Genomic DNA, 10,656 nt, shown 5'->3' on the forward strand with positions numbered 1-10,656 from the left:
GGCGAAAACACCGTGACGCCAACGGGTTTCACGGTGTTGCCGCTGGAGCCGTCGCCGGCTTCGGCAGACGACGATGGTGCGTTCAGGCCGAGTTCGTCACCGCCGAGCCCGTCGCCGACGTCGCCGAAGATCCTGCTCAAGACCGACGCCAGCACGATCAACGCGACGATGACGATGGCGCCGCCGACCCCCAGCCCGATCAGCAGTCCCTTGCGGCGACGCGCCTGGGAGTCCGGGTCGGTGGCCAGCGCACCGCGGAACCGCGACGGCGCCGGTTCGGGTTCGTCGACAGGGGAGATGAGTTCGGTGCGGTCGGCGATCGCGGTGGCCTGCTGCAGCAGGTTCAGCAGGGTCGGCGCGCTGCGAATACCGCCGCCGTCCTGCACGGCGCGGGCGGCCGCCGCGGAGATCTGGAACGGGATGTCGCGGTCGACGGCACGCGGTTCGATCGGCTGGCCTGCGGCGTCGAGTTCGGCAGGCGCCAACCCACTGCGCACACCCGACTCGGCCAGCGGCCACCGGTCGATCAGCAGCGCATACAGCGCCGCCCCGATGCCGCGGATGTCGTCCTCCGGTGTGGCGTCCGGGAGGGTCGCGGGGAAGGCGAGCGCGACGTCGCCCTCGATGCTGACCCGCACCCGGCTGGGGTGATCGATCGACAGTGCGACCCCGGCGCGGTGCGCGGCCTCGGCCGCCGCGGCCAGTGACTGGATGGCGCGGGCACCGCCGATCGGCGACGGCGACGTCTCGGCCACCTCGGGCAGCGACCCACCGCGGATCCACTCGGATACCACCAGTCCGCCAGAGCCCGTGCTCGCGACATCGAGCACCCTGGCGACACCGGGCATGTCGAGGCGGCTGAGCTTCGAGGTGCGCGACAGGATCTCCTGCACCTGCTCGTCGGGCAGCATGGCGTCGGGGTCGACGAATGTCAGCGCCACCTGACGGTCCAGCGCAGTGTCGAGCGCCTGCCAGAACTGCAGGTTCGGCGGGCCGCCGTGGAACACCAGCAGCCGGTACCGGCCACCGGCGATCGTGGCACCGGGAATGAGGTGGACGTCTTCGTCCGAGGTGGCCGCCTCGATCGGGGGCTCCCGCGGGATATCGAAGGGCAGGGATTCGCGGGTCGGATCGCCGCCGTAGTCCGACGGCGGGCGGCCGGACACCGGCATGGGCATGGGTGTGGTGCCGTTGGTGGCTTCGGGGATGTCCTCCGCGGCGTCCGGCGTCCCCGGTACGGCGTGATCGAAATCGTCGACCGGCACGTCGGGCTGGAAGTCGTCGGCCACGACGTCGGGCTGGAAGTCATCGGCAGACGGGCGGGGGATCTTCGTGGTCGCCGTGCTGTCTGGGCCCGGCGCGGAGCTGCCCGCGGGTTTGTCGGTCACCGCTGGTCCTTTCCGCGTCCACTCCCCGGCAACCCCTGCCGGGGCCTCGCGCCGGGCGGACGTCGGGACATGACGCTGCCGAGCCGCGAGCGAATTCCTCTGATCAGCGTACGTGAGGGGGCCGTCGGGCCGTGGCCGGTCTGGCCGCATAGTCGCAGGCACGGCTACTACCGGGCCTCGACCGAGACGACGTCGCAGGGCGGCCAGCGCGGCCTGAGCGTCGGGCACCTGGGCGGCCAGCATGACCCCGGCGATGATCGGCACCATGATCACGCCGAGCACGCACAGCCGCAGCAGCGAGCCGACGCCGCCCCAGTTGCGGGTCAGCGACTCCAACCCCAGCAGCTGATCGACGATGTGCGCGATGAGCCCGGCGATCATCGACGCCGCGATGGTCACCAGGATCGTGCGCACCACTTGCAGGCTGATGAGGCGACCGCCGGGCGGGTTGAGGTTGGCGCGCAGCAGGAAGTATCCGACCGTCGCGCCTGCAAGGAATCCGAGGCCGTTGGCCAGACCCAGGTAGCCGGCCACCAACTCCGGGTCGTCGGTCATGTACGGGGCGGCCAGTGACGCCGCGATCTTCACGATGGTGATCACGACGATCAACGCGATCGGCGTCCACGGCTGCTCGCGCGCGTAAAACACTCGAAGCTGAAGCAGCACAAGGGCATACGGAATCAACGTGAACGCCGACAAGGTGATCGCCATGCCGAGGTATCCCGCGTCGACCTCGCCGAAGTTGCCGTAGGCGAACAGCGCGCTGCCGATCGCCGGGCCGCCGACGGTCATCATGGCCACGATCGGAATCAGCGTCACCATGGTCAGCCGGGTGGCCAGCGACAGGTCGGCCAAGACCGCAGGGTTGTCGTCGGCCGCGGCGTTGCGGCTCAACCGCGGCATCACGACCGTCAGCACCGTCACGCCGATCACGCCGAACGGCAGCATCAGCACCAGCCACGTGTAGGTGTAGATGGCCGGGCCGGAAGCCGCGGCGCCGCTGGCGATTTGGTTGCCGACGATCAACCCGATCTGGCTGATCAGCACGTAGAGCACCATGGCCGCCGCCATCGCACCGAACTTCTTGAGGCGGTCGTCGATGCCCCACAGCGGGCGCAGGCTGATCCGTTCGCGACGGATGGCGATCAGCAGCACCGCGGTCTGGGCGAACACACCCAGCGTGGTGCCGATGCCGAGCACCAGCAGCTTGGCGTTGCCCATCTCCACCGGGTTCACGGAAAGCTCTCCAGGGACAAGGAGATACAGGCCCAACGTGGCGATCGCGACGACGTTGTTGACCACCGGCGCCCACGCGGGCGGCCCAAACACGTTGCGGGTGTTCAGGATTGCCATGAACACCGACGACAAACCGTAGAAGAGGACCTGCGGCAGCAGCAGATAGGCGAACGCGGTGGTGAGGGGCCGGTTCACCAGCGGGTCGCTGCCCAACATCAAGTCGACCAGAAGCGGGGCAGCGGCCACCGACAACACGGTGGCGAAGAGCAACAGCGTGGTGGCCAAGGTGAACAGGCGCCGCACGAAGGCCGTGCCGCCGTCGGGGTCGTCGCGCTCCGCGCGGGCGAGTACCGGAACGAAGATCGCCGTGAACGTCGCCTCCAGCACCAGCGCGGCGATCAGGTTGGGCAGCTGGTTGGCCACCGTGAAGGTACTCGACAGGGCGGCGCCGAGGATGGCGGCGAGCAGCACAATGCGGGTGAATCCGGTGATGCGGCTGACCAGGGTCGCCAGCGCCATGCCCCACGACCGCGACACGACCGCGGCATCGGACAGTTCAGGGCGGCCCGCTCGCCGGCGGGGCGCCGGGCCGCGGGGAATCCGTTGCGGCGGTGGCCGGGGTATGCGATGCGTCTGCGGCGGAGGTGGCCTGCGCGGCGGAGGGTAGTGGCCGGGAGGAACCCGCCCCGGTGGCATCGGACCCATCGGTGGCAGGGGCCCGCGCGGGGAGGTCATGGCTTTTCACCGCCGGTGGCACCGTCCCTGCCCGACGGTGTCATCGCCCCCTCGTCCGCGTCCTTCGCATAGGCCATCGCAACGTCGATGGGATCGGGCCGGTCGAGATCCGCGGGATCAGGCTGGCCGCGGAACCTGTGCCACAGCCGTCGGCCGGCCAGCAGGACCAGCACAGCGCCCGCCGAAAGGGTGATGAAGAACAGCACCTTGCCGTAGGCGTTGGAATGCACGGAAAGCCGCACCGGCTCGCCAAGTGGAAGGCCGTCGGCGGTGCGCAGCGCGACGTCCACGGCGACGCGCTGGGTGAAGTGCACCTCGATCGGCACCCGCAGCGGCAGGAAGCCCGGCGGCAGCTGGATCTCACCCATGTCGGTGACGGACATCCCCGGTGGCGCGTCCACCTCCAGCCGCACACGGATCGGCACCGGCAGGTCGTTGCGCAGCGCCAGTGGCAGTGGGCTGCGCTCGGTCGCCAACGTGTACGCGCCGCCCGGATTGACGATGGTGACCGCACCAAGTAGATCATCGACCGTGCGGCCGACGGTCGTAAGGCGTTGCTGGGCAAGCCCATTGCGGGCGTCGGGCGGAACGGATTGGCTCAATGCCCGCAGCATGTCCTCGCGCAGCGGGGCGGTGTATTGAGCGCCGGTCAGCCCGGTGCGCTCGTCGGTGGTCAGCGCCGCGGTGAACGCCCACACCCTGGCGGTGACCGACGAAATGCCCGAGACGACGCCGTCGTCGAAGCGTCCGCGCGGGTTGCCGATCTCGCCGCCGGGCAGCGGCGCAATGGCCTGCTGCGGAACGGCGTTGCCCTCGGCGATCACGGACGCCAGCGGCCGCGGCACTGCCAGGCCCGCGTGGATCGTGGTCGCCATCGCGGTGAGAATCGACTGCGCATCCTCGGGTTCGAGGTTCCACGCCAGCGGCGGCACCAGGATTTGCGTGCGTGGCTCGGTGCCGGGGTGCAGGCCGCGCCACAGCAGCGAGCCCAGCGCATCCTGCCGTCGCGCCACCGCCGAATCGTGTTTGAGCGGGATGTCCAGTGACGGATCGAGGTACGACGGCGACATCGGCTCGGTGCCGGCACCGGCGAGGGCCGCGCCGACGGTCGGGTCGAACGGCATCGCGACCACTTGCGGGGTGTAGCGAACCGGCGTCACGTCGGCACTCGGTGGCTCGCCGGTTGCCGAATCTCCTCCGCCGGACGGCTCAGACCCCGCACCGGGCAGGTTGGCGGCGCCGATCGCCACGGTCGGGCCTTGCGCCGACAGCAACTCCACCGCAGGCCCGGTCACCGGCCCGTCGCCGACCAGGCTGGCGCCGCGGATCGACGTGACGCCGAGGATCTGGTCGACGATGTCGCCGACGCTGTTGACGGCGATCCCGTTCAGGCCTTGATCACCGACGCGGTCCAGCGCGTCGAGGTCGGCTTGCGCGTAGGTCGTCGGCGCGACGCACATCCGCTGCGCCAGCGCCTTGAGCCGGTTGAGCCACGCCACCGCGGCGTCCTGGCCCGCGCCGGGATGCGTCGGCGTGCCGGGGCCGGCGTCGGGTGCGTCGTTGACGACGTAGCCGCCCGTCATCGCGTTGACGGTGACCAACAGGTCGGGGTCGACGGCCAGGCACAGCGCGCTGGCAACCTGGCCGCCAGGGTCGACCTGCGGGCTGGTCGCGAAGTCGACCGCGGACAGCAGCGTGTCGAGTCGCCCGCCCGGCGCCAGTGAAGTCGCGAGGTCGTCATCGATCAGGCGAACCGGTGTGCTTCCGCCCGGTGCGCCCGCCGCCAGGCGCGGTCGGTCGGCGATCGGCCAGAACATCGTGAGGCGCACCGGTTTCGACGTGTCGGGCGGCACCACCGACGTCAACGTGTCCGCTGCGGACTCGGCGCTCGTATCGGGCGGCACGCCGAGAACCGGCAGCAGGAACCGAGCGTCGTCGAGGCGGGCAGGCTCGCCGTAGTCGGGCGTGCCGTTGACGTTGACCATCACCGGGTACACGCCGGGCTGCTCTATGTCCAGCGACGGCAGCTCCGGTGACCGCAGCGGGTATGCGAGCGTGAACGGAACATCTTGTCCGCGAAGCAATTCCGGCGCCAGGGTGATGAAGTCGGCGACAGGCTCGAACTGGTCGACGTTGCCGGCGAGGTTTGTGCGCAGGCCCGCAGATGCCGTGACGGCATCAGCGTGCTCGAGGCGGACCATGACGTCGCGAACCGGACGATCGCCGACGTTCAGTACCGCGCCGGTGACGGTGACGATGGGTTCGCTCGTGGTGGTGACCACCTCGGGGGTGACCCGGTCGATGCGCACCTGCAGGAACGGCACCGCGCCCGGCTCGCCTGCGGCGGCGCCCGGCGTGACCGGAGCGACGATCAGCGCGAGCAGCGCAATGGCGGCTAGGAGACGAGGAAGCACCACTCGGCACTTCCTGCGGCCTTTCATGGCCCTTGTCCGCAGCCGTTCGCCCGCCGGCCGGGCTCTATTCCCCCCCGGTCGCTTCGCTCCGCCCCCAGGGACGTTCCCCCCCGATCGCTTCGCTCCGCCCCCAGGGACGGTTGCGCGGATTCGTCTGGACGACGGTTACGGGAGTGCGAGTGCGTTTGGGCTCGCCGCCGCGGTGAGGTTCGGGGCAGCGGAGGCAAGGAGGACGGCCCGTCGGTGTGCAGCTTGTCGATCAGCGCGCCGGCCACCTCGGCGAGGCGGCGTTCGTCGGCGTAGGCCAGCCGGGAGGGCAGCTCCTTGAGCGGCACCCAGGCCACCTCGCTGACTTCGACGTCCTCGTCGGAGAGCTCACCGCCGAGAAAGCGCATCAGATAATGGTGCACGGTTTTGTGCACACGGCGGCCCTCGGTGACGAACCAGTAGTCGATGCTGCCCAGCGCGGCGAGCACGCTGCCCTGGATACCGGTCTCCTCGGCGACCTCGCGGATCGCGGTCTGCTCGGCGGTCTCACCGAGTTCGATGTGGCCTTTCGGCAGCGACCACAGCATCCTGCCGCGCCGGTCGATGCGGCCGATCAGTGCCGCGACCTGGCTTTCCTTCGGCCCGTCGAGGCCGTCGATGACCAATCCGCCCGCCGACGTCTCGTGCACGGTGCGCAGGCGATCCGGCGCCCGTCGCGGCCGCGATTTCTGGGGCTTGGGCGCACCGCCCGGTTGGTCCTTCTTGGCAGGCACAGCGGTGTTGTTGCGGTGTTCGGTACCGGCTTCGGGCGGACCGGCAGCGCGTCGGCCGCGGCGCCGCCCCCGGCGCCGTCGTGGTTTGGCCTGTTCGCCGTCCGACACCCAAGCGATAGTAGCTGCCACCGAGATTCGCTCCCGCCGCACTCGCCGTCGGTGACACGTCTGTGACCACTAGGCTCATCGAACGTGCCCGACTCAGCTGCTGACGCCGAACTGCTGGCCCGCGCCGCGGTGGCCCTCAACCGGCATGCCGATGTCTTGCGTGATCTCGGCGCGGTGTTCGCTGAGGCGGGCCACGAGCTGTACCTCGTGGGCGGCAGTGTGCGCGACGCGTTGCTCGGCCGGCTGACCGAAAAGGGCGACCTGGACTTCACCACCGACGCCCGTCCCGAACAGTTGCAGAAGATGCTGCGGCCGTGGGCCGACGCGCTGTGGGACACAGGCATCGAGTTCGGCACCATCGGCGTCGGCAAGGCCGACGTCCGCTTGGAGATCACCACCTTCCGTGCCGACACCTACGACCAGGTGTCGCGCAATCCGCAGGTGCGGTTTGGCGACAACCTCAACGACGATCTGGTGCGCCGTGACTTCACCGCCAACGCGATGGCGGTGCGCATCACCAAGGACGGGCCCGCCGAATTCCACGATCCCCTAGGCGGTTTGGCGGCGCTGAGCGCCAAGATGCTCGACACGCCTTCGGCGCCCGAGGTGTCGTTCGGCGACGACCCGCTGCGGATGCTGCGGGCGGCGCGCTTCGTATCGCAGCTCGGCTTCAGCGTGGCTCCGCGGGTGCTGACCGCGCTGACCGAGATGGCGCCACAGCTCGGCCGGATCACCGCGGAGCGCGTCGCCGCCGAGTTGGACAAGCTTCTTCTCGGTGCCGACCCGGTGGCGGGTATTGACCTGATGGTGCAGACGGGGCTGGGCGATGTGGTGCTGCCCGAGGTCGGCGCCATGCGGATGGCCATCGACGAACACCATCAGCACAAGGACGTCTACTGGCATTCGCTGACGGTCCTGCGGCAGGCGATCGAGCTCGAGGATCCCGGCGCCCCCGATCTGGTGCTGAGATGGGCGGCGCTGCTGCACGACATCGGTAAGCCGGGCACCCGCAGGCACGAACCCGACGGGGGAGTGAGCTTTCATCACCACGAGGTGGTCGGCGCGAAGATGACGCGAAAGCGCATGCGCGCGCTGAAGTACTCCAAGCAGATGGTCGACGACGTTTCGCAGCTGGTGTATCTGCATCTGCGCTTCCACGGCTACGGCGACGGCAAGTGGACCGACTCCGCGGTGCGCCGATACGTGACCGACGCCGGCCCGCTGCTGCCAAGGCTGCACAAGCTGGTCCGCGCCGACTGCACGACCCGCAACAAGCGCCGTGCTGCCCGGTTGCAGGCCAATTACGACGATCTGGAACACCGGATCGCCGAGCTGGCGGCGCGCGAAGACCTGGAGCGGGTGCGGCCCGACCTTGACGGCAACGAGATCATGCAGATCCTCGGCATCCCGGCGGGGCCCGAGGTCGGCCAGGCGTGGCGACATCTCAAGGAGCTGCGGCTGGACCGGGGGCCGTTGAGCCACGACGAAGCCGTCGAAGAACTGACGAAGTGGTGGAACTCAAGGGGCGAGCGCAGCGTCTGACCCGTCATGGAGTACTGCCTTGGCGACGCCGACGGTTCGGCCACCATGTGGACCGCTGACCCCGATACCGATGTGGACGGCGACGGCTCGCTGGACGCGGTCGGCCTGGATTACGACGGCGACGGGTTGTTTGACGACGCGATTGCCGACCTCGACGGTGACGGCCTGGCCGATCATCTGGTCCGCGATCACGGCGCCGAGGCTGCGTATTTCACCGACGACGGGACCGGCACCTGGGCGGTCAGCGTCGACCGGGCCGGGCTGGTGCGGTGGTTTGGTCTCGACGGTGTCGAACACACCGGCGGACCGATGGTCGATCTCGACGCGGACGGCAAAGTCGATGACAGGTTGGTGGACGCGGACGGCGACGGGCTGGCCGACCGCGCGATGGGCGGCGAGACGGCTTACGTCGACGTCGACGCGGACGGGCGCTGGGACGTCAAGCTGACCGACAGCAACAACGACGGAAAGGCCGACGCCGCCAGCGAGCTCTAGTCGGGGACATCCGTTGCAGGGCAGGCTATCTCGGTAGCAAACGCTACTCGCCTGGTATATGTGCCCACGCGTCAAACCAGGTAGTCGGTTACTCGCGACATCTCCCCGCGCGGCTGACACCGTTCGTCGTGCTCACCAACCTTCACGAAAGGAGCACGACAATGGCCGATCCAATCATCAAAATCGGTTCGACGGGCGATGCGGTCAAGAAGGCTCAGCAGGCGCTGTACTGCCGTCGCTATCTGGTTGACCTCAGCGAGGTCGACGGTATCTTCGGTCCGATCACACGCAACCGGGTCATCCGGTATCAGCTAGACCGCAGCGCCGGCGAGTTCTTTGCGTTCTCGTTCCCGTTGACGGTCGACGGCATCGTCGGGCCGCAGACGTGGTCACGATTGACTCCGCAGTTGATCAAGAAGGGGTCGAAGGGCAACGCGGTCTTCCTGTTGCAGGAGATCCTCAAGAGCTGGGGTTACCCGGATTACGATCCCGGGCCGGTCGACGGGGAATTCGGCAAGCTGACCGAAACCGCGGTCAAGAATGTTCAGAGCATCCTGACCGATTGCGATTACAACCCGCTGAAGGTCGACGGCGTCGTCGGCCCGAAGACGTGGCCGGCGCTCTACAGCTGATTGAGTGCGGCCACGACGCTGGGGCCCGGCCGCTAGCGCCCGGGCCCCGGCGGACCGGCGAACGCCTGCGCGATCGTCAGCCACTGCTCCGCGTCAGCGCCGTCGGCGCGTACGTCCAGCGCGGAGCGTGGCCGCCGTTGCGTGACCAGCATGCAGAAGTCCTCCGCCGAACCGGTGACCCGCTGTGCGGCATCCTCCGGACCCCACGACCACGTCGAGCCATCTGGCGCGCGCAGCTCGACATGGAATGGATCGGGCGGGGGAGTCTGGCCGTTGATCGCGAAGGCGAAGTCGCGGGTGCGCACCCCGATGTGCGCGATCGAGCGCAGCCGCGCGGTAGCCGGCCTCTTGACGCCGAGCGCGTCGGCGACGTCAAGGCCGTGCGCCCATGTCTCCATCAGCCGGGCCGTCGCCATCGAAGCGGCGCTCATCGGCGGTCCGAACCACGCCAGCTTCCGACCGTCGGGCACCGTCAGCAGTTCGTCGTGCAGCCGTGCCCGCGTTTGACGCCAGTCGGTCAACAGGTGCGCTGCAGGAGTGAGGGCCAGCTCCTCGGCGCCTGCGTCGACGAAGCCGGTGGGGTTCTTGGCCGCATCCTCGAGCACAGCGGCGAAGCCGGGTTCGTCGGTGACCGCGATGAGTGCGACGCGGTCGGTCCACAGCAGGTGGGCGATCTGATGAGCGATCGTCCAGCCGGGCGCCGGCGTGGATTCGGCCCACCGCGCGGAAGGCAGGTCGGCGACCAGCGCGTCGACCTCGTCGCTTTCGGCCCGCAGATCGGCCACCATCGGCCCCGCCGTCGCCATAGCGCGTCACCTTAGCCCGGTGACGCGACGGGCCGACCGACTGCGGCATGCACCGCCAGCCCGGCGAGGTACACGCCGACACCGGCCAAAGCCAGTGCGGGCTCGTGACCGTCTGGCGGGATGACCGTCGCGGCCACGGTGCTCGCGCCGATGAACGACACCCAGAACAGCGAGTCCTGCACCGCGAACACGTGGCCGCGCAGCGCGTCGTCGACATCGAGTTGCATTGCACTGTCGGCACACAGCTTCACCACCTGACCGGCCCCTCCCAACAGGAAACCGCCGGCCACCATCAACGGCATTTGCAAGCCGGACGCTGCCAGCTGAACGAGCGCCGCGAACGCCAGTGCCCCGTTCGCGGCGCCATAGCGGCCCCACCGGCGTACTGCGGCCGGTGTCGCCACGGTGGCGAGGAAGGACCCGGTGCCCGTAGCGGCGAGGAACACCACCGACGTTCCGAACCCCGCGACCGCGTGGCTGTCGCTTTGCCGGACTATGACGAGCACCAGCAGGCTGTTGATCCCGAACACCATGCGATG

The 10,656-nt window shown here is 69.2% G+C and carries 7 protein-coding genes and 1 pseudogene; 3 read left to right on the plus strand and 5 right to left on the minus strand.

The window, feature by feature from the left end; translation table 11 throughout:
• The 3 genes from murJ to VFH65_RS23245 form a co-directional block, all read right to left on the minus strand.
• The coding region (gene murJ, locus VFH65_RS23235; protein WP_414688492.1) for a murein biosynthesis integral membrane protein MurJ at positions 1–3,320 on the minus strand (3,320 nt) is incomplete at its 3' end.
• A 35-nt stretch (positions 3,321–3,355) separates the two neighbouring features.
• Positions 3,356–5,800, minus strand: a complete 2,445-nt coding sequence (locus tag VFH65_RS23240) for a DUF6049 family protein (RefSeq protein ID WP_353324615.1) — start codon at positions 5,798–5,800, stop codon at positions 3,356–3,358.
• Complete coding sequence (locus VFH65_RS23245) at positions 5,797–6,642, minus strand: NUDIX hydrolase (protein ID WP_414688491.1); 846 nt, start codon at positions 6,640–6,642, stop codon at positions 5,797–5,799. Before VFH65_RS23245 ends, VFH65_RS23240 begins: the two co-directional genes overlap by 4 nt.
• Positions 6,643–6,726: 84 nt before the next feature.
• Here VFH65_RS23245 and VFH65_RS23250 point away from each other — a divergent pair, with 84 nt between their 5' ends.
• The 3 genes from VFH65_RS23250 to VFH65_RS23260 all read left to right on the plus strand — a co-directional run bounded on the left by VFH65_RS23250 (position 6,727) and on the right by VFH65_RS23260 (position 9,311).
• The gene (locus VFH65_RS23250) at positions 6,727–8,184 is read left to right on the plus strand and encodes a CCA tRNA nucleotidyltransferase (protein ID WP_353324616.1); all 1,458 of its coding nucleotides are present in this window, start codon (positions 6,727–6,729) and stop codon (positions 8,182–8,184) included.
• A 6-nt stretch (positions 8,185–8,190) separates the two neighbouring features.
• Entirely contained in the window at positions 8,191–8,679 is a 489-nt protein-coding gene (locus tag VFH65_RS23255; protein ID WP_353324617.1) for a pullulanase, read from the plus strand.
• Positions 8,680–8,840: 161 nt separating this feature from the next.
• On the plus strand, positions 8,841–9,311 hold the full coding sequence (locus VFH65_RS23260; protein ID WP_353324619.1) for a peptidoglycan-binding domain-containing protein: 471 nt from the start codon (positions 8,841–8,843) through the stop codon (positions 9,309–9,311).
• Positions 9,312–9,343: 32 nt separating this feature from the next.
• Here VFH65_RS23260 and VFH65_RS23265 read toward each other — a convergent pair whose 3' ends face one another.
• Positions 9,344–10,117: a TIGR03084 family metal-binding protein gene (locus tag VFH65_RS23265; RefSeq protein ID WP_353324621.1), complete on the minus strand. Its 774-nt coding sequence runs from the start codon at positions 10,115–10,117 to the stop codon at positions 9,344–9,346.
• 11 nt (positions 10,118–10,128) lie between these two features.
• Positions 10,129–10,656 (minus strand): annotated as a pseudogene (locus VFH65_RS23270) (MFS transporter); the annotation flags it as partial.

Source organism: Mycobacterium sp., assembly GCF_035697385.1.
In the GTDB taxonomy this organism is placed as follows: domain Bacteria; phylum Actinomycetota; class Actinomycetes; order Mycobacteriales; family Mycobacteriaceae; genus Mycobacterium.

Bases quoted from the DNA above. Each gene is read 5' to 3' on its own strand.
- VFH65_RS23255 (WP_353324617.1), top strand. From the start codon at position 8,191: ATGGAGTACTGCCTTGGCGACGCCGACGGTTCGGCCACCATGTGGACC.
- VFH65_RS23240 (WP_353324615.1), bottom strand. From the start codon at position 5,800: ATGAAAGGCCGCAGGAAGTGCCGAGTGGTGCTTCCTCGTCTCCTAGCC.
- VFH65_RS23260 (WP_353324619.1), top strand. From the start codon at position 8,841: ATGGCCGATCCAATCATCAAAATCGGTTCGACGGGCGATGCGGTCAAG.
- VFH65_RS23265 (WP_353324621.1), bottom strand. From the start codon at position 10,117: ATGGCGACGGCGGGGCCGATGGTGGCCGATCTGCGGGCCGAAAGCGAC.